Raw genomic sequence first — 24,469 nt, forward strand, 5'->3', positions numbered from 1 at the left:
GGGCGTTACGAAGTCGGGGGAGGTCCGCGGCCGGGTTTGCGGGCGGAACCGGGACGGGCTCAGCCCAGCAGATGGTCACGGAGCAGTGACTCGGCTGCCTCCGTGCGGCCGTGTGCGGCCAGCAGGCCGGCGGGCGCGACGGCGAAGTCGGCGTCGACGGCCACCGGGGCGTCGCCGACGGCGGGGGCGAGTTCGGTGTCCGCCCTGATGGTGCGTTCCACGGTGGTCAGGCCGGCCGCGGTGCGCTGGCGGAAGACGCCGCCGGACAGGACGACGAGGCCGACGCCGCGGGCGGCTTCGGGGTGGGCGCGCATGTGGCGGCGCACGGCGACGACGGCGGCGAGGGCGGCGATGCGGCGGTCCTCGGCGGCGCTGCCGGCGTCGCGCGGGACGTAACCGGTCTCGCTGGTGAGGCGATCGACGGTGCCGGAGAGGAGGTCGGCTTCGACGGGGTCGACGAGGCCTTCGGCCTGGGCGCTGACGAGGACACCGCCTGCGGCGGAGCGCATGCCCAGATCGCCCTCGACGGTGTGGACGGGGCCGTCGCCCGGAACGGCGGAGTGGACGTCGGTGGTGGCGCAACCGACGTCGACGAGGAGGACGCGGGTGCCGCGGATGCGGGCCAGCTCGGCGGCGGCGTGGGTGACCGCGTCAGCGGTGGCGGTGCGGACCAGGCGGCGGAAGCGCGGGGCGGTGGCCGGGCCGCGACCGCCGAGGCTGTGGCTGCGGTAGAGCTGTGCGAGTGCGGCGCGGGCGGGCTCTGCGACGATCTCGCCGGGGCGCGGGGTGACGTTGTCGCAGGCCACGACGGTACGACCGGTTCCCCGGAGGAGCACGAGGGCGTCGTCGCGGGCGGCGGTGTTGCCGGCGAACACGATGGGGTAGCGGATGCGGGCGCCGGCCAGGCGGCCGGCGTTGTGCACCACGACGCTGGGGTCGTCGCCGTCGGCCCCGCCCATCAACAGCACCGCGCTCGGACGGCTGCCGCGCAGGGCGCGGATGTCCTCGGGATCCATCGGGCCCGCGTGGACGTGCACGACGTGGGCGCCTGCGGAGAGTGCGACGCGGTGGGCGGCCTCGGTGGTGATCAGTTTCTCGGTGCCGATGGCGGCCAGGCGCAGGCCGCCGCCCGCTGAGGAGCAGGCGAGCAGCTCGGGGTCGGTCTCGCCGGTGCCCTCCGCGGCCGAGACCGCGCGGACCGCGGCGTCCATGCCTTCCAGCACGTCGCCGGTGGTCGTGGGGTGCTCGGCGAAGCCGGCGAGGCCGCCGTCGTGCCGCACCAGGGCCGCCTTCGTCCACGTGGAGCCCACGTCGAGGCAGACCGCTGCAATCCGTGCCGGGGGCGCCACGCCCCGACTCTAAGTCGTCTTCGGCCCGTTCGGCTGCCCCCGGTCGGCGCACGCGGACCTGACCTGACGGTCGTGGTGCGAGGCACACTGCAGATGTAGCTTGCGGTGACCCGTAACACACTGGGAGCGATCGAATGCTCGGACTGATGCAGGACCGCCCGCTGGCTCTCCCGCACATCTTCCACCGCGCGGAGCAGTTGTTCGGGCACAAGACCGTCGTCACCGCCGAGGTCAACGGCGAGACCACGACGACCATCGCGGAGCTGTGCACCCGGGTACGTCGACTCGCCACCGCGCTGGACGACCTCGGCATCAGCGCCGACGGGCGCGTCGCGACGTTCTGCTGGAACACCGCCCGGCACCTGGAGCTGTACCTGGCCGCCCCGTGCACCGGGCGCGTGCTGCACACGCTCAACATCCGGTTGTTCCCGGAGCAGCTGGTCTACATCGTCGGGCACGCCGAGGACGAGGTGATCTTCGTCGACCGGTCGCTGCTGCCGCTGCTGTGGCCGCTCGCGGACAAGATGCCCACCGTCCGCGCGTTCGTCGTCATCGACGACGGCGCCGACACCGCGATCCCCGACGACCCGCGGGTGCGCGACTACGAGGAGCTGCTGGCCGCGGCCGAGCCGTTCAGCGGCGACTTCGTCATCGAGGACGAGAACACGGCGGCTGCGATGTGCTACACGTCCGGCACCACGGGCAACCCGAAGGGCGTGGTCTACAGCCACCGCTCCACGGTGCTGCACTCGGTGGCGACCCTGTTCGCCGACGGCCCCGCCCTCTCCGAGCGCGACGTGCTGATGCCCGTCGTCCCGATGTTCCACGCCAACGCGTGGGGCCTGCCGTACGGGGGGCTGCTGGCCGGGTCGACGCTGGTCATGCCCGGCCCGAACATGGCACCGCAGGCGATCGTGTCGATGCTCGAGCGGCACGAGGTGACCATCACCGCCGGCGTGCCCACCATCTGGATGGGTGTGCAGCCGCTGCTCGGCGACCACGACCTGAGGCACCTGCGGGCGATCCTCTGCGGCGGCTCGGCGGTGCCGAAGGCCCTGTCGGAGGCCTACCGCGAGGCCATCGGCATCCCGCTGCTGCACGCGTGGGGCATGACCGAGACCAGCCCGATCGCCTCGGTCTCGTCGATGCGCTCCCACCACGAGGGGCTCACCGAGGAGGAGCGCGCCGACGCTCGCGCCCGGCAGGGCTACCCCCTCCCGCTGGTCGAGCTGCGCATCGCCGACCCGGAGACCGGCGAGCCCCAGCCGTGGGACGACGAGGCCACCGGTGAGGTGCAGGCCGCAGGCCCGTGGATCGCGAAGGACTACTACCGCGGCGAGGGTGGCGGCTCCCAGTTCACCGAGGACGGCTGGCTGCGCACCGGCGACGTCGCGACGGTGGACAGGTACGGCTCGTTCCGGCTCGTCGACCGCACCAAGGACCTCGTCAAGTCCGGCGGTGAGTGGATCAGCTCCGTCGAGCTGGAGAACGAGATCATGGCCCACCCGAAGGTCGCCGAGGCCGCGGTCATCGGCGTGCCGCACGAGAAGTGGGTGGAGCGGCCGCTGGCGTGCGTGGTGGTCAAGCCCGGCGAGACGCTGACCGCCGAGGAGGTCATCGAGTTCCTGCGGCCGCGGGTGGCGAAGTGGTGGCTGCCCGACGCCGTGGAGTTCATCGACGAGATCCCGAAGACCAGCGTCGGCAAGTTCTCCAAGAAGACGCTGCGGGAGAAGTTCGGCGGTTACGAGCTGCCCGCCGCCGCGGAGCGGTAACCCGCACCCGTCGTGGACGAGCCCGTGGTGCGCGCGCCGCGGGCTCGTCCTCGTCGCGGGGTCAGTCGAGCCCCTCCCGGGTCAGCCGGCGGACGAGCGCCACCGCTCCGGCGTCCCCGAGCGCGGCGCCGCGGGCCCGCAGCTGCTCGAACTCCTCGCCGAGCGCCTCCCGAGCGGCCGTCTCCACCCGGCGCACCCGCTCGGCGTCCGGCCCGAACACGGGGCTCGCGCTCGGACTCGCCCACAGCGCCCCGAGCAGCACGGCGACGTCGCGGTGCCGGTCGAGCCGGGCCAGCGTCTCGATGAGCGCCCGCACGGCGATCCACAGCTGCGTCCATGCCCCGAAGCCGTGCCAGTGGTCGATGAGCGGGGCGAACACGGCGAGCGCGGCCTCGGGCTCGGTGCTCGACCGGGCGGTCGAGGTGAGCAGGGTGTGCCGGGCGATGCCCGCGATGAACCCGCAGTCGGCCTGCTCGGCGGCGTGGATCGCAGCCTGCAGGTAGTGCGCGGCCTCCGGGTCGCCGCGTTCGGCCCGGCGCTCGCCCCGCACGTACGCGAGGTAGCCGAGCGCCGTCGGGGAGCCGATCCGCTCGGCGAGCGCCACCGCGCGGTCCTCGTAGGCGCCGGCGAGGTCGTCCTGTCCCGCGTAGGCGGAGTTGAGGGTCAGGTCGGCGAAGGCCATGAACTGCGCTTCGACGTCGCCCGCACGCTCGGCGAGCTCGAGCGTGCGCCGGGTGACGTCGGCGGCCTCGGCCAGATCACCGCGGAAGGCGAGCACGTTCGCCAGCGCCTGGTAGGCCTCGCAGGCAGCGGTCGGTGCCTGCGCCGCCTCCGCCACGGCGAGGGCCTGCTCGACCAGCTGCTCGGCCTCTGCCAGCCGGCCCCGCTGCCAGCAATCCGAGCAGGTGCGCCACCAGCGGATGCGCCGCCGCGGCCGCCCCGCCCTGCAGGGCGCCGGCCCTGCGCAGCGACGCCTCCAGCAGCTGGACCAGGTCGACCCGGCCGCGCAGGAACGCGAGCTTGCCGAACAGCGCGCCCAGCCGCAGTACGTCCTCGACCGGGCCGTTCTCGATCAGCCACGCGTGGGCGCGGCGCAGCTCGGCCAGGTGCGCGTCGAAGCGGCGCACTGCGGCGGGTTCGCCGGGGCCGCACCGCGCCCGGGCGATCTCGTCGGCGAGCCGCACCGCCCAGGCGGCGTGCCGCTCCCGCAGCCGCGTCCCCTCCGGATCGGCGGCCAGCCGGGACCGGCCGAACGCGCGCAGCGTCTCGAGCATCCCGAACCGCGCCGGGTCGCCGGCCTGGCGCACCACCAGCGACCGGTCCACCAGGTCACCGAGCGCGGCGCTCTCCCCGCAGACCACCTCGATCGCCGCGGCCTCGACCGGGCCGGCGAACACCGAGAGCCGGTCGAAGAGCCGCCGTTGGTCGTCGTCGAGCATGCCGTAGGACCACTCCACGACGTCGCGCAGCGACCGGTGCCTGGCCGCCGCCGTGCGCCGCCCGCCGCGCAGCACCTCCAGCGGCCGGTCCAGGGCGGCGAGCAGCCCGCGCAGCCCGAGCTGCACCGCCCGCCCGGCGGCCAGCTCCAGCGCCAGCGGCAGCCCGTCGAGCCGCTCGCACAGCGCCGTGACCAGCTCGTCCTGGTCCGGGTCCGGCTCGGCCAGCGGATCGGCGGCGCGGATGCGGTCGAGGAGCAGCTCGCGGGCGAACCCCAGATCGAGCGGGGTGAGCCGGACGACGTGCTCCCCGTCCACCCGCAGCGGCTCCCGGCTGGTGGCGAGGATCCGGATCTTCGGGGCGCCGGCCACGATCGCCTCCACCAGTGCCGCGACCTCATCGGCGACGTGCTCGCAGTTGTCGAGCAGCATCAGCTGCTCCCGCACCGCGAGCACCTCCACCACGCGGCCCACCAGCCCGCCCGCGCCGATCTCGGACAGCCGCAGCGCGCTGGCCACCGCGGACCCGACGTCGTCGGGCCCGCCCTCACCGAGATCGACCAACAGCGCGCCGTCGCGGTACCCGTCCGCGACCTCGAAGGCGACGTGGGTGGCCAGCCGGGTCTTGCCCACGCCGCCGGGCCCGCACAGCGTCACGATCCTCGATCGATCCAGCAGCTCTGCGGTGCACCGCAGGTCGGCGTCGCGCCCGACGAACGAGCTGATCGGCAGCGCGCGCTGCCACGAGGTCGGCGGCGGGTGCACGGGCGGCGCGGCGGCAGGGGCGGTGGCCGCGACCGGGGCGGCGACGTGGGCCGGCAGCTCGTGGCGCAGCACCCGCTGCTCCAGTGCCTGCAGCTGCGGCCCGGGGTCTAGGCCCAGCTCCTCGGCGAGCCGGGTGCGCAGCCGGGTGTAGGCGGCCAGCGCGTCGCCCGGTCGGCCGGTGGCCGCGAGTGCGCGCATCAGCAGCGCCACCGCGCTCTCCCGCAGCGGCTCGGCCACCGTCAGCGCCTCCATGGCCGCGGCTGCCTCCCCTGCTCGGCCCGCGGCGAGCAGCGCTTCCGCGTGCTGCTCGATCGCGGACGACCGCAGCTCCACCAGCCGCGCGATCTCGGGGTGCACGCTGGGGTGGTCGAGCTCGGGGTACGGTCGGCCGCGCCACAGCGCGAGCGCCGCAGCCAGCAGTTCCGCGCGTTCCGCCGGGTCGCGCAGCTGGCTCGCGGCGCTCACCCGGTCGACGAACGCGGTGCTGTCGACCAGCGCACGGTCGGCGGCGAGGAGGTAGCCGTCGGGCGCGGTGATGATCCGCACCTCGGCGGGCAGCAGCCGCCGCAGCCGCGCGACGTGCGTGTGCACGGCCCCCGCCGGGTCGGCCGGCAGATCCTGTGGATCGACGCCCCAGATCAGTTCGGCGAGCAGGTCGATGCTCACCGCGGTGCGCAAGTGGGCAGCCAGCGCGGCCAACAGCCGCCGCCCGCGCACCGACCCCAGCCGGACCGGACCGTCCGGTCCTCGGAGCATGACCGGACCCAGCACGTTGACCACGGTCACGCGCACATCGTCACAGCAGGCAACGCTCGACGGAACCACCTTCTGCACGCACACCGGACGAACCACACCGGACAGCCGGGTGACAGCGCGCCGACAGCCGGATGACAGGCGGACCGGCGAGGTGACAGCCGAGTGCCCGTGACCTGACATCGAGCGTCCCTAGCTTCCCGACCAGCGCTGATGGGAGCGCCGAAGCAACCGCCGAATCGACAGAGGGATCGATCATGACCACGACCGAGATCAACCGGCCCGCCGCCGACGCCGCCGGGACACCGGCGCGCTCGACGGACGCGCTCGTCGAGCGGCTGTTCGACGCCCTGCTGAGCACGATCGACATCCAGTCGGTCTACCTGGGCGACCGGCTCGGCTACTACCGCGCGCTGGCCGGCAGCGGCGGGTCGACCGCGGCCGAGCTGGCGGCCCGCACCGGCACCCACGAACGGTACGCGCGGGAGTGGCTGGAGCAGCAGGCCGTCACCGGGTTCCTCGACGCCGACGACGAGCCCGATCCGGCCCGCCGCCGCTTCACCCTGCCCGCCGAGCACATCGAGCCGCTCACCGACGAGCTGTCCACGAACTACCTCGCCCCGCTGGCGAAGTTCCTGATCGGCGCGGGCAAGCACATGGACGCGCTGGTCGAGGCCTACCGCACCGGTGGCGGGGTGAGCTGGGCGCAGCTGGGCAACGACACCCGTGAGGCCCAGGCCGCCGCGAACCGACCGCTGTTCCTGCGGGTGCTCGGCAACGAGTACCTGCCGCGGATCCCCGATGTCGACGCCGCCCTGCGCGCCGGCGGCCGGGTCGCCGACATCGGCTGCGGCTACGGCTGGTCCGCGATCGGCATCGCGCTGGCCTACCCCGAAGCGAGGATCGACGGGTTCGACGTCGACCTGCCCTCGATCGAGGCGGCCCGGCGCAACGCCGCCGAGAACGGGGTGGCCGACCGGGTCCGCTTCCACCACACCGACGCCGCGACCGGCCCGGCCGAGGCGCAGCCGTACGACGCCGTGTTCGCGTTCGAGTGCATCCACGACCTGCCCGACCCGGTGGGCGTGCTCAACACGGCCCGCCGCCTCGCCGGCGACACGGGAGCGGTCATCGTGATGGACGAGCGCGTCGCCGAAACGTTCACCGCGCCCGGCGGCGAGGTCGAGCGGCTGATGTACGGCTACAGCCTCATCTGCTGCCTGCCGGACGGCATGTCGCACCAGCCCAGCGCGGGCACCGGCACGGTGCTGCGGCCGGACGCGCTGCGCCGCTACGCCACGGAGGCCGGGTTCTCCGGGGTGGAAGTCCTCGACATCGACAACGACTTCTTCCGCTTCTACCGGCTCACCCGCTGAGGCGCGCCCGGCGCGCCGGACGGACCCGTCCGGCGCGTCGGGGCCGTCCGGGTGGTGGGACGTTCGACACGCGCACGACGGGGCCGCTGAGCCGGTCCCGTCAGGCATCCTGGCGTCCGTGGCACGGCGCGACCCTGCATGGGGTGATCCCTTCGCGGCGCTCGCCGCGCGCGTCATGGACGAGCCGCTGTCGCGCTGCGGCGCCACCCGCGTGCTGTCCGTCGACGGCCGGTCCGGCTCCGGGAAGAGCTACTTCGCGAACCTGCTCGCCACGGCGTTCGGCGGGGCACCCGTCGTCCACATGGACGACCTGACCCCCGGGTGGGACGGGCTGGAGACCTCCGTCGAGGTGCTGCTGCAGAACGTCCTGCTGCCGTTGTCGGTCGCCACGCCCGTCCGGTACCGCACGTGGGACTGGCACCAGGGCCGGTGGAGCGACGAGCCGGTCGAGCTGGGCGTGCCCGAGGTCCTGCTCGTCGAGGGCTGTGGGGCGTGCGCGCGGGCCGTCGAGCACTTCGCGACGATGTCGTTCTGGGTCGAGGCGCCCGACGAGGAGCGCTACCGGCGCGCCGTGCTGCGCGACGGTGACGCCTACCGCCTGCACTGGGACCGCTGGGCCGCGCAGGAGGAGGCGCACTACGCCCGCGAGGGCACCCGGGAGCGCTGCACGCACGTCGTCGACGGGCTGCGCGACTGGTCGCGGGAGTCCAGCGACTGGCCCTGACCAGCGCAGTGATCAGGCGAGCGCCGCGACCAGCTCCCGCACCCGGCGCAGCAGGTCGGCGCGCGCCGCCTCGCACGCCGCGGCATCGCCACCCGACCACGTGACGACGAGCCGGGCGCCGTGGCCGGTGCCCTCACCCAGCTCCCACCGCACGCCGTCGCCGTCGGCCGGCAGCTTCGGGGCGACCTCCTCGACGGGGCGGACCAGCTGGCGCTGCACCTGCACCTGCCAGCCGTCCGGCCCGTCGGTCACGACCGGTTCGTCGAGCCCGAACTCCGCGAAGTAGTGCTCGTGCGTGGCGGCGTGGTCGAACGCGCCGGGATCGACGACGGCGTCGCCGTCGAGGAGGGCGCCGAGCCCGTCGAGGCAGGCGTGCCAGCCGGCAGCGAATCTCGCGGCGCCGCCGTGGTCGTCGAACGTGTGCACCAGCCGCAGCAGCGTCGCGTCGCCGTCGGGTTCCAGTTCGAACCGCAGGTGGTCGGTGTCCCAGGTGAACGCGATCAGCCGCGGCGGGTCGAGGGCGGTCACCGCGCCGTCGGGGCCGTCGCCGTAGTCGACCCGGCCGCCGGGCCGCAGCTCGATCGTCACGGGTGAGGGGAACCACGCGGCCAGGCCCGCGGGCTCGGTGATCGCCCGCCACACGCGCTCCACGGGGTGCGCGATCCGGCGCTCCATGCGCAGCACGGACCGCCCGTCCACCTGGTCAAGACCGGTCATCTCGGGCCTCCTCCTCCTCCTCGAGGTGACGTTCCAACCGGTCGAGCCGGTCCGCCCACATCCACCGGTAGGGCGCGAGCCAGGCGTCGACCTCGACGAGCGGGGCCGGATCCAGCTCGTACCAGCGGCGCTGCGCCTCGGAGCGCACCCGCACCAGCCCGGCCTCGCGCAGCACGCGCAGGTGCTTCGACGTGCCCGGCTGGCTGAGCCCGAGCTCGGCGGTCAGCTCCCCGACCGTGCGCGGGTGCTCCCGCAGCAGGTCGAGGATGCGTCGCCGCACGGGCTCAGCGAGGACCTCGAACGTCACCCGCCGAACATAACCGCACAGAAATATAACCGCAAGGGCATGTTCACCGCCCGGCGTGCAGCTCCTGAGCGAGCCGGGAGTGCCTGCGCCCGTAGGCGAAGTAGACCACCAGGCCGATCGCCATCCAGATGACGAACCGCAGCCACGTCTCGACGGTCAGGTTCAGCATCAGCCACGCGCAGGCCAGCACGGCCAGGACCGGCACCACCGGGACCAGCGGCGTGCGGAACGCGCGCGGCAGATCAGGCCGGCTGCGCCGCAGCACCATCACCCCGATCGAGACCAGCACGAACGCGAACAGCGTGCCGATGTTGACCATCTCCTCCAACGCACCCGCCGGGAAGAACGTGGCCGCGACCGCCACCGCACCGCCGACGAGCAGGGTGGCGCGCTCCGGGGTGCCGTACTTGCCGGTGCGCGAGAGCCCGTAGGGCAGCAGCCCGTCGCGCGACATCGCGAACAACACCCGGGTCTGGCCGAGCAGCAGCACCATCACCACGGTGGTGAGGCCGGCCAGCGCGCCGATCGAGATGATCGCGGCCGCCCAGTCCACCCCGCGCGCGGCGAACGCCGTGGCCAGCGTGGCCCGGTCCTCGCCGACGGTGGCGAGCTCGGTGTAGGGCACCATCCCGGTCAGCACGAGCGCCACCGCGACGTACAGCACGGTCACGATGACCAGCGAGCCGATGATCCCGCGCGGCACCGACCTCTGCGGGTTGCGCGTCTCCTCCGCGGTCGTGGCGACCACGTCGAACCCGATGAACGCGAAGAACACCAGCGACGCCGCGGCCAGCAGGCCGTACACGCCGTACGTGCTGCTCGCGCCACCACCGAGCAGCGACAGCAGCGACTGGCCCAGCCCCGTCGCCGAGTCGCCGCCCTCCGCCGCCGGCGGGATGAACGGCTCGTAGTTCGCCGCGTTCACGTAGAACAGCCCGAGCACCACGACGAACAGCACGATCGCGACCTTGATCGTCGTGATCACCAGGTTGACCCGGCTGGACAGCTTCGTGCCCAGGTACAGCAGCGTCGTCAGCACGGCGACCAGCAGGAGCGCGCCCCAGTCGAACGAGAAGAAGCCCAGCGGCACCGACGTGTCGACCTGGGCGCCTGCCAGGCCCAGCACCTCGCCGAGGTACGCCGACCAACCCTTGGCCACCACAGCGCTGCCGACCGCGAACTCCAGCACCAGGTCCCAACCGATGATCCACGCGACGAACTCGCCGAACGTCGCGTAGGAGAACGTGTAGGCGCTGCCCGCCACCGGCACGGTCGAAGCGAACTCGGCGTAGCAGAGCGCGGCCAGCCCGCAGGCGATCGCGGCGAGCACGAACGCCAGCGACACCGACGGACCGGCGATGTCCCCCGCGGTGCTCGCGGCGAGCGTGAAGATCCCGGCGCCGATGACGACCGCGACCCCGAAGACGATCAGGTCCCAGGTGCCGAGGTCCTTGCGCAGCCTGGTCTCCGGCTCGTCGGTCTCGCGGACCGACTGCTCGACGGACTTCGTCCGGTGGATCCCCGCCTGCCGCGTCGCTGAGGGTGACATGTGACGAAGGTAACGCCTTCGTCCGCTTGCGCATCCCGAGCGACGCGCACTCGGCGCGGCGGACCGGATCAGGCCTGGCTCGTCGACCGATCGAGGTCCGGCTCCAGGTAGATGATCCGGGCCACCGGCACCGCGGCCCGCACCCGCGCTTCGGCGTCGTCGATGGCTTGCGCGACCTCCTTGAGCGGCAGCCCGGTCGCCAGCGCGATCTTCGCCGCGACCAGCAGCTCCTCCGGCCCGATGTACTGAGTGCGGATGTGGATGACCCGCTCGACCGACCCGGACTCGAGCCCCTCGACGATCTGCCTGAGCACCGGGGGCGCTGCACCCTCGCCGACCAGCAGGCTCTTCATCTCGATGATCAGGATGATCGCGATGACGCCGAGGAGCAGTCCGATCGCGATCGTGCCCAGCGCGTCGAACACGGGGTTGCCGGTGAACACCGTGAGTCCCACGCCCAGAAGTGCCAGGACCAGCCCGATGAGCGCGCCGAAGTCCTCCAGCAGCACGACCGGCAGCTCCGGGACCTTCGACTGCCGGATGAACTGCCACCACGTCCCGTCGCCCTTGAGCGAGCGCGACTCCGCGATCGCGGTGCGGAACGAATAGCCCTCCAGCGCGATCGCCACGACCAGGATCGCCACCGCCACCAGCGGCGACGTCAGCTCCTCCGGCTCCTCGAGCTTGTGGATGCCCTCGTACAGGGCGAACACCGACCCGAGGGCGAACAGCAGCAGCGCGACGATGAACGAGTAGAAGTAGCGGTCGCGGCCGTACCCGAAGGGGTGCTCCGGCGTCGCCGCCCGCTTGGCCCGCTGCCCGCCCAGCAGCAGCAGACCCTGGTTGGACGTGTCGGCCAGCGAGTGCACCGACTCCGCCAGCATCGACGACGACCCCGTGATCAGGTAACCGATGAACTTCGCCGCTGCGATGCCGGCGTTGGCCAGGAGCGCGGCGATGATCGCCCGGGTACCACCATGCGAAGCCACGCGGGCACCCTAACGATCGAGTTCGGGGGCGCGGAGCGGGGAGTACCGGTCAGTCCAGACCGTCCCCGGCCAGGAACAGCTGGGTGTTCTGCTCCACCGCCTCGACCGTGAGCCCGGTGTCGTCGGCCCCCAGCCACGCCGAGGCGCCTCGGTGCAGGTCCAGCTGCTCGTCCCGCCCGCGCAGGACGGCCGCACCGCGGGTGCAGAGCACGATGCGCGGCCCGCCGTCGGGCACGGCGACGAGACCAGCGGCCGGGTCACCCTCCAGCCGGCGGAGCAGGAACTCCTCGAACGGGGTGTCGTAGCGCAGCCAGGCCCCGTCGGGGGTGCCGGTGAGCACCGGGGGCACGGCAGCGTGGAAGTCGAGCACGCGCAGCAGCTCGGGGACGTCGACGTGCTTGGGCGTCAGGCCGCCGCGCAGCACGTTGTCGGAGCTGGCCATGACCTCGATGCCCGCGCCCTCGAGGTAGGCGTGCAGGTTCCCGGCCGGCAGGTAGACCGCCTCGCCGGGCTGCAGGGTGACCCGGTTGAGCAGCACGGCCGCCAGGACGCCCGCGTCGCCCGGGTAGCGCTCGGACAGCTCCAGCACGGTGCGGGCCTCGGCCTTGAACGGCCCATCGGCGGCGGCGAGCCGCACGCAACCGGCCTGCAGCGCGGGCACGAGCGTGTCCAGCACCGACTGCGGCAGCGTGATCCACGTGGTGAACAGCGCCCGCAGGCCGTTGGCGTCCGGCTGGGCGGTCAACAGCTGGGAGTAGGCGTCCAGCTCGGGCACGGCGAGGGCCGCCAACAGCTCGACGGTCTTCTCCGGCGGACGGAACCCCACCAGCGCGTGGAACTCGGTGAGCGCGCAGAGCAGCTCGGGCTTGTGGTTGGGGTCGCGGTAGTTGCGCTCGGGCGCGTCGCGGGCGATCCCGGCCCGCTCCTCGCGCTCGAACCCGACCCGGGCCTGGTCGAGGCTGGGGTGGGCCTGCAGTGACAGCGGCTCGTCGGCGGCGAGCACCTTCAGCAGGAACGGCAGCTTGCCGTCCCACTTGCGCGCGCGGTCCGCCCCGAGCAATCCCTCGGGGTCGGCGCACAGCGCGTCGAGGAGGGACTCGCCGCTGCGCAGCCGGGACGGGTCGCCGGGGTGCGCGCCGAGCCACATCTCCGCCTCCGGGTGCGGCGACGGCGACTCGTGACCGAGCAGCTCGGCGAGCACCGTCCGAGAACCCCAGGCGTAGGGACGGATCGGGTTGTCCAGCAGCTCCACGGCCGCAGCGCTCCAGTCTTGTCGGGCCGGCCCGGTCAGGCCGGCGTGATCGTGCGGGTGGCCAACCCGAGGTACACCGCGGCCACGTCGAGCCGGGAGGCCATCAGGGCCGCCCGCAGCAACGCGGCGTGGCGGGTGCCCCGCGCGACCTCCTCGACCGGGTGCATGACGTCCGGGTTGGGCAGGTCCCGACCCGTCCGCCGCAGCTCTCGAACGGGATCATCCTCGCCCGTGGCCATGAGCACGACTCGTGGCGGCGGGGCGGACGCCTCGTCGGCACCGTCGGCGAACGGATCGTGGAAGACGTCGGCGGCGCCGGCCAGCGCGCGCAGCAGGCCGGTGGCGGTGACCCCGTCCGCGGCCGAGGCCCCGTGCGCGACGATCCCGGCGTGCGTGGCCAGGGCGCGCACCCCGTGCGCGGCGACCCCGGCGGCGAGCGCGTCGGTGCCCCACAGCAGCGGGGTGCGGTCGGCGAGGCGCAGCGCGAGGGACTTGGCCGGGTTCATGAACGGCTCGTGTCCGGGCTGGTTGCGCTCGGCCTCGGCGTCGAGCGCGTCCGCCACCGGGCCCAGCTCATCGCCCAGCCCCGGGTCGGCGCCGAGCAGGCCCAGGTGGGCGAACGCGCTGATGCCGGCGGCGAGCGCGCGCGGCAGGTCCAGCCCGGGCGGCACGGGGACCCGCGGCTCGATCAGCCGAGCCCGCCCGGCCGCGGCCGACGCGACGGGGCCCTCGGTGGGCGCGGTCAGCACCACCTCGGCGCCGCGGCGGGTGGCGCGGTCGATCGAGTCCGCCAGCTCGTAGTCGGTGCCGTCGCAGGTGTGCGCCACCACGACGTCGAGCGCGCCGATCCACGTCGGCACCAGCTCGCTGACCACGACGGGCACCGGGCAGGCCGGGCCCAGCAGCGCCGCGAGGATCGTCGCCGCCGACGCGGACGTGCCCGGGCGGGCGACCAGCACCAGCGCGCGCGGCCGCGTGCCCTCCAGCTGCGCGATCCCGGCCTCCTCCGCAGCGGACGCGGTGGAGCGCACCTGGGCGCCGGCCGTCGCCGCCGAGCGCAGCACGCCGCCGGAGTCCAGCGTCGCCAGCGCGGCGGGATCGGCGAGCACCGTGTCGTCGAGCACCGTCGATCCCGTCAGGCGCCGGCGCCGTCCGCCGCGGCCTCGGCGGGGAGCGCCTCGTCGGCGAGCAGGACCGGGATGCCGTCGACGACCGGGTAGCGCAACCCGCACGCGGTGCACGTGAGCACATCAGCAGCCGGGTCGGCCGCCGTGCCGACGCGCAGCGGCGCGTGGTCGGCCGGGCAGGCCAGGATGTCCATGAGCTGATCGTCGAGCTGAACGGCCACGCCGAAATCTCCTCGCGCTGGTTTCCCGGGGCGGTATCGGATCGATGCTAGTGCCCGGCGTCACTCTCCCGGGCGTTCTTCGCGGGCTCAGCCGCGGACGATCGCCAGTACGTCGTCGCGCAGTGCGGCCAGGGTCGCCTCGTCGCGCGCCTCCACGTTCAGCCGGAGGAGCGGCTCGGTGTTGGAGGGACGCAGGTTGAACCAGGAGCCGTCGGGCAGGTCGACCGTGAGCCCGTCGAGCAGGTCGATGGTCACCCCCGGCCGGTCAGCGTACGCCGCGCGCACGGCCGCGATCCGGCCCGGCACGTCGTCGACGGTGGAGTTGATCTCCCCCGACGACGGGTAGCGCGCGTACTGCCGCATGAGCGCCGACAGCGGGCCCGGCGACTCGGCCAGGGCCGCGAGCACGTGCAGGGCGGCGAGCATGCCGGAGTCGGCCCGCCAGAAGTCGCGGAAGTAGTAGTGGGCGGAGTGCTCCCCGCCGAAGACGGCACCGGACTCGGCCATCGTCTGCTTGATGAACGAGTGCCCGACGCGGGTGCGGACCGCGCGTCCGCCGTGCTCGGCGACGATCTCCGGGACCGCCCGCGACGTGATCAGGTTGTGGATGATCACGGCGCCGGGCGACTTCGCCAGTTCGCGCACCGCCACGAGCGCGGTGATGGCGCTCGGGCTGACCGGCTCGCCGCGCTCGTCGACGACGAAGCAGCGATCGGCGTCCCCGTCGAAGGCCAGCCCGATGTCGGCGGACTCGGCGAGCACCCGCTTCTGCAGATCGACGAGGTTGGCCGGGTCGAGCGGGTTGGCCTCGTGGTTGGGGAAGGTGCCGTCGAGCTCGAAGTACAGCGGCACGACCTCGAACGGCAGCCCGGCGAACACCGCGGGGACGGTGTGGCCGCCCATGCCGTTGCCGGCGTCGACGACGACCCGCAGCGGGCGGGCACCGGACAGGTCCACCAGCCCGCGCAGGTGCGCGGCGTAGCCGGACAGGAGGTCCTGCGTGGTGCGCCGGCCCCCGCCCGGCCCGGCCGGCACGCCGGCCTCGACGGTCTCGCGGATGGTGCGCAGCCCGGTGTCCTCGCCGATCGGGGTGGCCCCGGCGCGGCACAGCTTGATGCCGTTGTAGCGGGCCGGGTTGTGGCTGGCCGTGAACATCGCGCCGGGCAGGTCGAGCACACCCGAGGCGTAGTAGAGCATGTCGGTGCTGGCCAGGCCGATCGAGACCACGTCGAGGCCCTGGTCGGTCACGCCGTCGGCGAACGCGGCAGCCAGCGCGGGCGAGCTCTCCCGCATGTCGTGGCCGACGACGACGGCGCGGGCGCCGGGGTCCTCGCTGCGCAGCAGCAGCGCCAGCGCCGCCCCGAGGTCACGGACCACCGGCTCGTCGAGCCCGTCGCCGACGACACCGCGGATGTCGTAGGCCTTCACGATCGCCGAGAGGTCCACGTCAGCCGAGCCTAGTGCGACCGGCGTCCTCCGGCCCGTCCGCCCCGAGCCGAGGGGTCAGGTGACGCTCACTGCTCCTCGTCGGCGGCGCCGGGCAGCACCCGCAGGTGCGCACGCCGGCCGCGCTGCACCACCCCGGGCGCCGGCAGGGTCGCCTCGATCGGGCGGTCGGCCCGGCCCGCCTCGCGCACCGCCTCGGCCAGCGCGGTCAGGTCGTCGGTCGTGGGCTGGGGTGGGGCGAACTCGCCCTCGAAGCGGACCAGCTCCCATCCGCGCGGGGCCGTGAGCTTGTGCGCGTGGGTGGTGCACAGGTCGTACGAGTGGGGCTCTGCCTGCGTCGCCAGTGGACCGACGACCGCGGTGGAGTCCGCATACACGTAGGTGAGCGTGGCCACCGCGAGCTCGGTGCACCCGGTACGCGAACACCTCCGCACGCTCAGCACGCCCCGACGATAGCGCTTGTTCAGCCCGACGCACCGTCACGACGCGCAGTGTCTCGCCGGAGGCTCGCGCGACTACTATCGAGACGGTGACGACAGCGCGACGTACGCTCCGGCGCGTGCCCCGCCGGCGTGATCGGCGCGGGCGCGGTCTGCGTGGTCTGCTCTACCCTCCCTCGACCCCGGCATCGCGCACCCGTGCGGAGCGGTTCGACGCTCTGGTGCTGGAGGCGCTGGAGCCGATCGAGCTGCGGTGGGGTGCCGAGCTGGCCGAGCTCGACCTGGCCGTCGACGAGGTCCCCGAGGTGCACGAGACCTCGCCGGACCGCGTCGTGTGGGACACGGGCGTGCTCGCCGACACCGGGGTCCCGCTCGCCCAGCTCGTCCCGGCCGGTGTCGATCCGCAGGGCATGCCGTCGCGAGCCCGGATCGTGCTGTACCGCCGGCCGATCGAGGCCCGGGCGAAGGGTTCGGCCGAGCTCGCCGATCTGTTGCACGAAGTGCTCGTCGAGCAGGTGGCGGACTACCTGAACATCGAACCCGACGCCGTCGACGGTGGGCCCTGACATCACAGAATGATCGTCCGGTTTACCGGATCGTCCGGGGACGAGAACAGAAAAGCCACTTTCCCGAGTTCGATCGGGAAAGTGGCTTTCGCGTTCCGTTTTGGGAGGCGAGCTTCGACGGAGGAACTCCTCAGATGACGGCGCGCCGCAACCGGCGACGCTCCCGCTCCGAGAGCCCGCCCCAGATACCGAACCGCTCGTCGTTCGCCAGCGCGTACTCCAGGCACTCGGCGCGGACCTCGCAACCGGCGCAGATGCGCTTGGCCTCACGCGTGGAGCCGCCCTTCTCCGGGAAGAACGCCTCAGGGTCGGTCTGGGCGCAGAGGGCTCGCTCCTGCCAATCGGGCTGCTCCTCGCCCCCACCTTCGAGCAGGACCAGGTTACGCAACGGTGATTCCTCGTACGACGCCTCGTCGAGCGCGCCCCCCGCACGCACCGGTAGGCCTCCGGTCGTCTCGACCAGCGACAACGAATCCGTGATGACGTTCACCCGCCCTACCTCCCCGCACCCGGCGAATGGCTGCCGTCCCCGAATGACAGCAATGTAAGTACACCGATGTCGTCGGAAATCCGCAAGTTGAACCTGCCAACCGGGTGATGAGGTACACCCGGTCGGTCCCTCGTCCGGCTCAATGGTTAAGTCGGAGCCGTGAAGGGTCGACTCAGCCCCTGGTTCCTGCTGCTCATCGCGGTGACGGTCACGGGCGGAGCCCTCACCGTCCCCGGCACCGCCGCCCTCGCCACGAGCGACCACTCGTTCCTGCTGTCGGCCGGGCTGTTGCTCCTCGTGGTCGGCGGCTGGGCGGTGTCGCTGTGCTTGCACGAATGGGCGCACGCGTTCGTCGCACTGCGCGGCGGCGACTGGTCGGTGCGGGAGAAGGGCTATCTCACGCTCGACATCCGCCGCTACACCGACATCGGGCTGAGCATCGTGCTCCCTGTGATCTTCCTCCTGCTCGGCGGGATCGCCCTGCCGGGCGGGGCCGTGTGGATCAACCACGGGCTGCTCCGCTCCCGCGCTGCGCGCAGCCTCGTCTCCCTCGCCGGCCCGGTCACCAACCTCGTCCTGGGCATCGCGCTGCTGGCCGTGACCGCGCTCGTCCCCGTGCCGCTCGGGCTCGCCGCCGGACTGTCCACACTGGCCTTCTTCCAGATGCTGGCGTTCCTGCTGAACATCCTGCCCGTCCCCGGCCTGGACGGCTGGGGCGTGCTCGAGCCGTACGTCGCCCCGCGCGGGATCAACCCGCTGGTCCGCAGCTGGGCACCGCTGGTGTTCTTCGTGCTGCTGATCACGTTCCCGCCGCTGCTGTCCGCGCTGTCGTCCGGCGCGGCGTGGATCTACCAGCTCGCCGGCGGGGATCTGCGCCTGTTCGGCGCCGGCTACAGCGAGATGCGGTTCTGGGACTGGGCCCGCTGGTAGGCGGCGGCCATCTCGCGCACCCCCGGATCCGGCGGCAGGTCGTCGAGCGGCCACCAGCGCAGATCGACCGACTCGTCGCTGATCCGCGGCACCGCCCCCTCCGGGGCGCGCACGAGGTAGCGGACGTCCAGGTGCCGCGTCGGCACCCCGAGCGAGCACGTCAGCGGGTGCACAGCCACGTGCCAGGGCGTCTCGGAGATCGTCAGCCCCTCGATGCCGGACTCCTCGGTCGCTTCGCGCAGCGCCGCCGCGCGCAGCGTCTCGTCCCCCGGCTCGCAGTGCCCGCCCAGCTGCAGCCACTGCCCCAGCCTGCGGTGCAGCGTGAGCAGCGCGTGCTCCCCCGCCGCGTCCACGACCAGCGCCGACGCGGTGAGGTGTCCGGGCACGCAGGAGCGGTCGCACGCGTCGTCCGGGCGGGCGGCGAGGTAGGCCAGCAGCGCCTCGCGCAGCGACTGCTGGTTCGGGTCCTCGGGCTGCCAGGCACGCAGCTCCTGGGCTGCGACGGCGGGTGCTACCACTCGAAGAACGCCCCTTCCGGGTCACGCGGTGCCCGCGGCACCAACGGCTCCACTGGATGCCCGACGGCGATCGCGCCGAGCGGCTGCCAGTCGCCGGGCAGGCCCAGCACGTCGCGGACGACGTCGGGAGCGAAGATCGTCGATCCCACCCAGCACGAGGCCAGCCCCTCCGCGGCGAGCGCGATCAGGAGCGACTGGACCGCGGCGCCGCCGGCGACGGTGAACATCGTGCGTTCGCCCAGGCGGCGGGCCTCGTCCGGGTAGGGGTGCATGCCGTCGCCGGTGCGGAAGGCCAGCACCAGCTCCGGTGCGCGGCGCAGCAGGTCGCCGCGGCGCATCCGGCGGGCCACCTCCTCGGGCGGGCGGCCGTCGCCCTCCAGGTGCTCGCGCCAGCGGGCGGCCATCGCGTCGAGCAGGGCGGTGCGCTTCTCGCGGACCAGCCCGAACCGGATCGGTGTGCTGTGGTGGGGCGCGGGCGCGGTGAGCGCCACCGCGACGGCCCGGCGCACCGCCTCGACGTCGACCGGCTCGTCGCTGAACTCGCGGACGCTGCGCCGCAGCAGGACCGCCTCCCGGCGGCCCTGCGCGATCGCCTCGTCGGTGCCGAGCCGGAACATGTCGGCCTCGATCGGACGGACCAGGTCGCGAGCGGTGGACCCGTCGTCGACCGGGGTGAGCCCGCGCACCACCGCCACCGGGGTGCCGCCCAGCTTGCCCTTGACCAGGTCGGCGGCCGCGGCGATCTCGTCGGCGATCGCGATCTCGGTGACGACCAGCTCGTTGCCCTCCGCGTCGCGCTGACCCGCGTAGCCGTGGACGACGGAGATCCCGGCCGCGCCGATGGCGAGGTCGATCTGGCCGACCCGCCAGGCCCGGCCCATCGTGTCGGTGACGACGACGGCGACGTCCGTGCCGGTCAGTCGGGCGAGGTCGGCGCGCAGCCGGGCGGCGCTGGCGTCGGGATCGGCGGGCAGCAGCGCCAGCTCGTCGGCGCGCACGTTGGATCCGTCGACGCCGGCGGCGGCCTGCACGATGCCGAGCTTGCCGGCCACGATCACGGTCTTGCCGCGCCGGGCGACGACCCGCTCGGTCTCCTCCTCGACCAGCTCGCGGCGCAGCGCGTCCCGCTCCTGCGGATCCGTCGGTGCGGGCACGAGCCTGCCCTCGGCCTTGGAGAAGATCTTGGAGGTGACGACCACGACGTCGCCGTCGGCGAGCCAGGGGGCGGCCTGGGCGATCGCGGCGGCGACGTCGTCGCCGGGGCGGAACTCGGGCAGTCCGGGGACCGGCAGGATCCGGACCTCGCCGGGCGCGGCGTGATCGGTCACGGGGCGAGGCCCACGAGGTCGAGCGCCTCGCGCACCATCTGCGCCGTCGCCTTCGGGTCGGTCATGAGCAGCGGGACCGCGCGGGTCGCCACACCGGGCACGTCGGCGGTGTCTCCGGTGTGCACGAGCCAGCCGTCGAGCAGCCCTCCGTCCGGACGAGCCCCGTAGTGCCGACCAACGGCCTCCGCGGTCGTCTCCACCCCGATGGCCTGCAGGCAGCGGTCGGCCATGCCGCGCAGTGGCCGGTTCGCGACGATCGGGGACACCCCGACGACCTTGGCCTGCGTCTCGCGCAGGGCGTCGCGGGCACCCGGGATCTCCAGGATCGCGCCGATGCTCACCACCGGGTTCGACGGCGCGAGCAGCACCACGTCGGCGTTCGTGATCGCCTCGCGGGCGGCGGGCAGGAACGTGGCCTCGTCGGCGCCGATCGCGGCGAACCGGTGGGCGGGCAGCTCCCCCTTGTGCCGGACCCACCACTCCTGGAAGTGGATGGCCTTGCGCGCCTTCGGCCCGTTCGCCGGGTCGTCGACGACGACGTGGGTCTCCACCCGGTCGTCCGACGCCGGCAGCAGTGCGACGCCGGGCTGCCAGCGGTGGCACAGCGCCGCGGTGACGTCGGAGAGCGGGTAGCCGGCGCGCAGCATCCGCGTGCGGATCAGGTGCGTGGCCATGTCCTTGTCGCCGAGCCCGAACCACGTGGGATCGGCGCCGTAGGCGGCGAGCTCGTCGCGCACCACCCAGGTCTCGCCCTCGCGGCCCCAGCCGCGCTCGGGATCGATCCCGCCGCCCAAGGTGTACATGCACGTGTCGAGGTCGGGGCAGATCCGCAGGCCGTGCAGCCAGACGTCGTCGCCGACGTTCACCACCGCGGTGATGTCGGCGCCCGGCCCGAGCAGCTCCTTGACGCCGAGCAGGAACCGGGCCCCGCCGACGCCCCCCACCAGCACCGTCACCTTCACACCGACGAGCCTACGGCGCTGGTCGCCGGACCCGATCGCGGCTATGCGTTGACCCCGCCGTCGACGGTGACCACCGAGCCGGTGAGGAACGCCCCGGCCGGGCCGGCGACGTGGGCCACGGTCGCGGCCACGTCGGCGGGATCGGCGTGCCGGCCCACCGCGGAGAGCGCCAGCACGTCCGCGGCGCGGGGGCCGTCGGCCGGGTTCATGTCGGTGTCCGTCGGACCGGGCGCCACCACCACCGACGCGATGCCGCGCGGCCCGAGGTCGCGCGCGAACCCCCGGCTGAGCCCCGCCACCGCCGCCTTCGTCGCCGCGTACGCGCTCAGCGCAGGTCGGGGGACGCGCTCGCCGAGGTTGCTGCCGATGTGCACCACGCGCCCGCCGGGCCGCAGGTGGCGCAGGGCCGCCTGCGTCGCGACGAACACCGCGCGCACGTTCACCGCGAACGCCCGGTCGAACTCCACCAACGGCAGGTCGGCGACCGGACCGACCGGGAAGACCCCGGCGTTGTTGACCAGCACGTCCAGCCCGCCGAGCGCCGCGGCCGCCCGGTCGACGGCCGCGGCGACCGCGGCGGCGTCCGCGGCGTCGGCGCGCAGGGCGAGCGCCGTGCGACCCAGCCCGGTGATCGCGTCGACCACCGTCTTCGCCCGCTCCGCCGAGCGCTCGTAGGTGATCGCGACGTCGGCGCCCTCCGCGGCGAGCCGGTGCGCGATCGCCGCTCCGATCCCCCGACTACCCCCGGTCACGAGCGCGGCCTTGCCGTCCAGTGTGCCCATGCCTCCCCCATTTATGTATCGGTTGATACACATATAGCGCACTTCTGTACCGATCGCTATAGAATGTTGGCCGTGCCGCCACGTGGCCGCCCGCGGGCCTTCGACCGGGACGCCGCCCTCGACACGGCCGTGCACCTGTTCTGGGAACGCGGCTACGAGGGCACGTCGCTCGCCGACCTCACCGCCGCCATGGGCATCAACGCGCCGAGCTTCTACGCGGCCTTCGGCAACAAGGAGGCGCTTTTCCGGGAGGCGGTGGAGCGCTACGGGCAGCTGTTCGGGCACCCACCGGCGCACGGCGGCACCGCGCGGGAGATCGTCGAGCACTGGCTGCGCGACACCGCCCGCGAGTACGTCGTGGCGGGCAGGCCGCGCGGCTGCCTGGTCGTGCTGGCCGCGCTGACCTGCACGGACCGCAACCGGGCCGTGCGCGAGTTCCTGGCGGCGAAGCGGCGCGACGCGCTCGCCGCGCTGGCGGCGGCCCTGCGCGCGACGGCCGAGGAGGACCTCGACGTCCCGGCTGCCGTCCGGTTCTACGGCACGGTCCTGCACGGCCTGGCGATCGAGGCCCGCGACGGCGCCGAGCAGGCCGACCTGGACGCGGTGATCGACGCCGCGCTGAGCGTGTGGCCGCGGTTCCGGCGAGGCGGCTGAGCGGTGCTCAGATCGCCCGGAAGTTCCGCGGCGAGTACCGGGGGCCGAACCGGGGCCTGCGGAACCCCGAGACCTCGACCAGCCGAACCGCCCGCTGCCGCTGCGGCGCGTACGGGGCCAGCACCTCGGCCATCTCGGAGTCGTCGATCGGCCTGCCGAGCAGCGCCCAGCCGACCAACGCGGGGATGTGGAAGTCGCCGAAGCTGACGGCGTCGGCATCGCCCCAGGCCCGCTGCGCCACCTCGGCGGCGGTCCACACCCCGACCCCGGGCACGGTGCGCAGCAGCGCCCGGCCCTCGGCGCCGCCCAGCTCGACGGCCCGCTCCAGCCGCGACGCCACCGCGGCGCAGGCCAGGATCGTGCGCCGCCGGGCCAGGTCGACACCGGCGCGGTGCCACTCCCAGTCGGGCACCGCGCGCAGCTGCTCCGGGGTGGGCGGCACGCGCAGGCCGGCCGGGGCGGGACCGGGCGCCGGGTCGCCGTAGCGGCGGCACAGCTCGCGCCACGACCGGCGCGCCTCGATGCCGGTCACCTTCTGCTCGAGCACCGCCGGGACCAGCACGTCCCACACCCGCCGGGTCGCGCCGAACCGCAGCCCGGGGCGGCGCCGCGCCGCGTCGGCGACCAGCGGGTGGTGGGCGACGAAGTCCTCGGGCCGGTCGTCGGCGCCCAAGAGCGCGGGCAGCCCGTCGAGCGCCCACTCCGCGCCGGGACCCCAGGCGGTGGCGACGACCGCGCCGTCGACGCGGCGATGCAGCCGGGTGGTGACCGGGCCGTCCGGGCTGGTCGAGGCCCGCCAGATCGGCGCGCCGTGCCCAGCCGTCACGAAGGCCGGATCACCCCGGCCGCGGCGCAGCGGGGCCAGCACACCGGCGAGGTCCAGCGGGTGGTCCGGGCGCCACTCGCGGACCAGGCCGCGCTCAGCCACGGGTCCCGAGCATCAGACGTCGGGGGAGAACCGCACCCCGTGCGGCGGCAGTGCCACGTCGGGCCAGACCCGCGCGCCGTGGCGCAGCTCGCAGTGCGCACCGATGATCGCGCGGTCCCCCACCACCGCGTCGATCACGACGGCGCCGTCGTGCACCTGGGCGCCGTACCCGATCACCGAGTGCCGGACCAGGGCGCCCGGCCCGACCACCGCCCCGTCGAAGAGCATCGAACCCTCCACCCGGGCGCCGGCGCCGATCCGCACGTCGCGCCCGACCGCGGTACCGCCGAACACGAGCGCGTCACGGGCCAGCTCGGCGCCCTCGAGGACGAGCCGCTCACCGGGCGGCCCGGGCAGCGCCGCGGACGGCGCGATGCCGCGCACCAGGTCGGCCGAGCCGTGCACCAGGTCGGCGGGGGTGCCCAGGTCGCGCCAGTAAGCGTTGTCGACGTGCCCCCACACCCGCGCCCCGGCGGCGAGCAGGGCGGGGAACGTCTCCCGCTCCACCGACACCGGCCGGCCGGCCGGGATCTCGTCGATCACCTTCCGCTGGAAGACGTAGCAGCCGGCGTTGATCTGGTCGGTCGGCGGATCCTCGGTCTTCTCCAGGAACGCCAGCACCCGGCCCTCGGCGTCGGTGGGCACGCAGCCGAACGCCCGCGGGTTCGGCACCCGCACGAGGTGCAGGGTGACGTCGGCCTCGCGGCGGCGGTGCGTCTCGACGACCGCGGACAGGTCGGTGCCGCAGAGCACGTCGCCGTTGAACACCAGCACGGTCTCGGCGGTGAGGCGGTCGGCGACGTTGCGGATGCCGCCGCCGGTGCCCAGCGGCTCCTCCTCGGTGACGTAGGTCAGCTCCAGGCCGAGCGCCGAACCGTCGCCGAAGCCCTGCTCGAACGTCTCGGCGAGGTAGCTGGTGCCGAGCACGGCCCGGCGCACCCCCGCGGCGCGGATCCGGGAGAGCAGGTGGGCGAGGAACGGCACCCCAGCCGTCGGCAACATCGGCTTGGCGGCGGAGAGGGTGAGCGGGCGCAGACGCGTGCCCTTGCCGCCCACGAGGATCACGGCCTCGACGTCCTCCAGCACCC

25 protein-coding genes are annotated in these 24,469 nt (G+C 73.9%); 6 read left to right on the plus strand and 19 right to left on the minus strand.

The genetic code is table 11. From position 1 onward, the window contains the following. Positions 1-59: 59 nt before the first annotated feature. Complete coding sequence (locus BUE41_RS12425; RefSeq protein ID WP_073457220.1) at positions 60-1,349, minus strand: glutamate mutase L; 1,290 nt, start codon at positions 1,347-1,349, stop codon at positions 60-62. Between the two features lie 134 nt (positions 1,350-1,483). On the opposite strand from BUE41_RS12425, the gene BUE41_RS12430 reads away from it, so the two are divergent. Continuing rightward, positions 1,484-3,121 (plus strand): long-chain fatty acid--CoA ligase, encoded by a 1,638-nt coding sequence (locus BUE41_RS12430; RefSeq protein ID WP_073457221.1) that lies wholly within the window; start codon positions 1,484-1,486, stop codon positions 3,119-3,121. A gap of 61 nt (positions 3,122-3,182) precedes the next feature. On the opposite strand, the gene BUE41_RS12435 is transcribed toward BUE41_RS12430, so the two are convergent. Together BUE41_RS12435 and BUE41_RS32425 are read right to left on the minus strand one after the other, a co-directional pair. Then, positions 3,183-3,959, minus strand: a complete 777-nt coding sequence (locus BUE41_RS12435) for a hypothetical protein (protein ID WP_073457222.1) — start codon at positions 3,957-3,959, stop codon at positions 3,183-3,185. Next, a complete protein-coding gene (locus BUE41_RS32425) occupies positions 3,880-6,108 on the minus strand; it encodes an AfsR/SARP family transcriptional regulator (protein ID WP_073457223.1) in 2,229 nt (742 codons plus the stop codon). Before BUE41_RS32425 ends, BUE41_RS12435 begins: the two co-directional genes overlap by 80 nt. Positions 6,109-6,332: 224 nt before the next feature. Between BUE41_RS32425 and BUE41_RS12445 the strand changes: the two genes are divergently transcribed. Then, the gene (locus BUE41_RS12445) at positions 6,333-7,451 is read left to right on the plus strand and encodes a class I SAM-dependent methyltransferase (protein ID WP_073457224.1); all 1,119 of its coding nucleotides are present in this window, start codon (positions 6,333-6,335) and stop codon (positions 7,449-7,451) included. Positions 7,452-7,569: 118 nt separating this feature from the next. Beyond that, a complete protein-coding gene (locus BUE41_RS12450; protein WP_143172112.1) occupies positions 7,570-8,175 on the plus strand; it encodes a uridine kinase family protein in 606 nt (201 codons plus the stop codon). A 12-nt stretch (positions 8,176-8,187) separates the two neighbouring features. On the opposite strand, the gene BUE41_RS12455 is transcribed toward BUE41_RS12450, so the two are convergent. The 9 genes from BUE41_RS12455 to BUE41_RS12495 form a co-directional block, all read right to left on the minus strand. Continuing rightward, positions 8,188-8,892: an SRPBCC family protein gene (locus BUE41_RS12455; protein ID WP_073457226.1), complete on the minus strand. Its 705-nt coding sequence runs from the start codon at positions 8,890-8,892 to the stop codon at positions 8,188-8,190. After that, entirely contained in the window at positions 8,879-9,199 is a 321-nt protein-coding gene (locus BUE41_RS12460) for an ArsR/SmtB family transcription factor (protein ID WP_073457227.1), read from the minus strand. The genes BUE41_RS12455 and BUE41_RS12460 overlap by 14 nt, the downstream gene beginning before the upstream one ends. Before the next feature lie 43 nt (positions 9,200-9,242). Then, a complete protein-coding gene (locus tag BUE41_RS12465) occupies positions 9,243-10,748 on the minus strand; it encodes an amino acid permease (protein ID WP_073457228.1) in 1,506 nt (501 codons plus the stop codon). Between the two features lie 68 nt (positions 10,749-10,816). Beyond that, complete coding sequence (locus BUE41_RS12470; protein WP_073457229.1) at positions 10,817-11,737, minus strand: cation diffusion facilitator family transporter; 921 nt, start codon at positions 11,735-11,737, stop codon at positions 10,817-10,819. Between the two features lie 49 nt (positions 11,738-11,786). Further along, a complete protein-coding gene (manA, locus tag BUE41_RS12475) occupies positions 11,787-12,989 on the minus strand; it encodes a mannose-6-phosphate isomerase, class I (protein ID WP_073457230.1) in 1,203 nt (400 codons plus the stop codon). 35 nt (positions 12,990-13,024) lie between these two features. Then, entirely contained in the window at positions 13,025-14,113 is a 1,089-nt protein-coding gene (locus BUE41_RS12480) for an SIS domain-containing protein (protein ID WP_073457231.1), read from the minus strand. An 11-nt stretch (positions 14,114-14,124) separates the two neighbouring features. Continuing rightward, positions 14,125-14,337 carry a Trm112 family protein gene (locus tag BUE41_RS12485; RefSeq protein WP_073457232.1) on the minus strand — a complete coding sequence of 71 codons (213 nt, stop codon included), beginning with the start codon at positions 14,335-14,337 and terminating at the stop codon, positions 14,125-14,127. An 87-nt stretch (positions 14,338-14,424) separates the two neighbouring features. Next, positions 14,425-15,783, minus strand: a complete 1,359-nt coding sequence (locus BUE41_RS12490) for a phosphomannomutase/phosphoglucomutase (RefSeq protein ID WP_073457233.1) — start codon at positions 15,781-15,783, stop codon at positions 14,425-14,427. A 68-nt stretch (positions 15,784-15,851) separates the two neighbouring features. Further along, on the minus strand, positions 15,852-16,226 hold the full coding sequence (locus BUE41_RS12495) for a DUF3499 domain-containing protein (protein ID WP_073457234.1): 375 nt from the start codon (positions 16,224-16,226) through the stop codon (positions 15,852-15,854). Between the two features lie 86 nt (positions 16,227-16,312). On the opposite strand from BUE41_RS12495, the gene BUE41_RS12500 reads away from it, so the two are divergent. After that, positions 16,313-16,789 carry a metallopeptidase family protein gene (locus BUE41_RS12500; protein ID WP_073457235.1) on the plus strand — a complete coding sequence of 159 codons (477 nt, stop codon included), beginning with the start codon at positions 16,313-16,315 and terminating at the stop codon, positions 16,787-16,789. Positions 16,790-16,919: 130 nt separating this feature from the next. On the opposite strand, the gene BUE41_RS12505 is transcribed toward BUE41_RS12500, so the two are convergent. Beyond that, the gene (locus tag BUE41_RS12505; RefSeq protein WP_143172125.1) at positions 16,920-17,177 is read right to left on the minus strand and encodes a WhiB family transcriptional regulator; all 258 of its coding nucleotides are present in this window, start codon (positions 17,175-17,177) and stop codon (positions 16,920-16,922) included. 261 nt (positions 17,178-17,438) lie between these two features. Here BUE41_RS12505 and BUE41_RS12510 point away from each other — a divergent pair, with 261 nt between their 5' ends. Further along, complete coding sequence (locus BUE41_RS12510; protein WP_073457236.1) at positions 17,439-18,209, plus strand: site-2 protease family protein; 771 nt, start codon at positions 17,439-17,441, stop codon at positions 18,207-18,209. On the opposite strand, the gene BUE41_RS12515 is transcribed toward BUE41_RS12510, so the two are convergent. From BUE41_RS12515 to BUE41_RS12530, 4 genes are read right to left on the minus strand one after another with little or no spacing between them, the layout of a single operon-like run. Next, the gene (locus BUE41_RS12515; protein WP_073457237.1) at positions 18,170-18,727 is read right to left on the minus strand and encodes an NUDIX hydrolase; all 558 of its coding nucleotides are present in this window, start codon (positions 18,725-18,727) and stop codon (positions 18,170-18,172) included. The genes BUE41_RS12510 and BUE41_RS12515 overlap by 40 nt on opposite strands. Beyond that, entirely contained in the window at positions 18,721-20,055 is a 1,335-nt protein-coding gene (locus tag BUE41_RS12520) for a coenzyme F420-0:L-glutamate ligase (protein ID WP_073457238.1), read from the minus strand. The genes BUE41_RS12515 and BUE41_RS12520 overlap by 7 nt, the downstream gene beginning before the upstream one ends. Beyond that, the gene (gene cofD / locus BUE41_RS12525) at positions 20,052-21,017 is read right to left on the minus strand and encodes a 2-phospho-L-lactate transferase (protein ID WP_073457239.1); all 966 of its coding nucleotides are present in this window, start codon (positions 21,015-21,017) and stop codon (positions 20,052-20,054) included. The genes BUE41_RS12520 and cofD overlap by 4 nt, the downstream gene beginning before the upstream one ends. Before the next feature lie 41 nt (positions 21,018-21,058). Further along, entirely contained in the window at positions 21,059-21,799 is a 741-nt protein-coding gene (locus BUE41_RS12530) for an SDR family NAD(P)-dependent oxidoreductase (RefSeq protein ID WP_073457240.1), read from the minus strand. Between the two features lie 72 nt (positions 21,800-21,871). On the opposite strand from BUE41_RS12530, the gene BUE41_RS32670 reads away from it, so the two are divergent. Then, a complete protein-coding gene (locus BUE41_RS32670; protein ID WP_281689004.1) occupies positions 21,872-22,453 on the plus strand; it encodes a TetR/AcrR family transcriptional regulator in 582 nt (193 codons plus the stop codon). 7 nt (positions 22,454-22,460) lie between these two features. Here the strand turns inward: BUE41_RS32670 and BUE41_RS12540 are convergent, their stop codons facing one another. Together BUE41_RS12540 and manB are read right to left on the minus strand one after the other, a co-directional pair. Continuing rightward, positions 22,461-23,381, minus strand: coding sequence for a DNA-3-methyladenine glycosylase family protein (locus BUE41_RS12540; protein ID WP_234997207.1), 921 nt, complete (start codon positions 23,379-23,381; stop codon positions 22,461-22,463). Between the two features lie 12 nt (positions 23,382-23,393). After that, positions 23,394-24,464, minus strand: a complete 1,071-nt coding sequence (gene manB / locus BUE41_RS12545) for a mannose-1-phosphate guanylyltransferase (RefSeq protein ID WP_084754877.1) — start codon at positions 24,462-24,464, stop codon at positions 23,394-23,396. Positions 24,465-24,469 lie beyond the last annotated feature (5 nt).

Origin of the sequence: Pseudonocardia thermophila (assembly GCF_900142365.1) — a bacterium.
Lineage (GTDB): Bacteria > Actinomycetota > Actinomycetes > Mycobacteriales > Pseudonocardiaceae > Pseudonocardia > Pseudonocardia thermophila.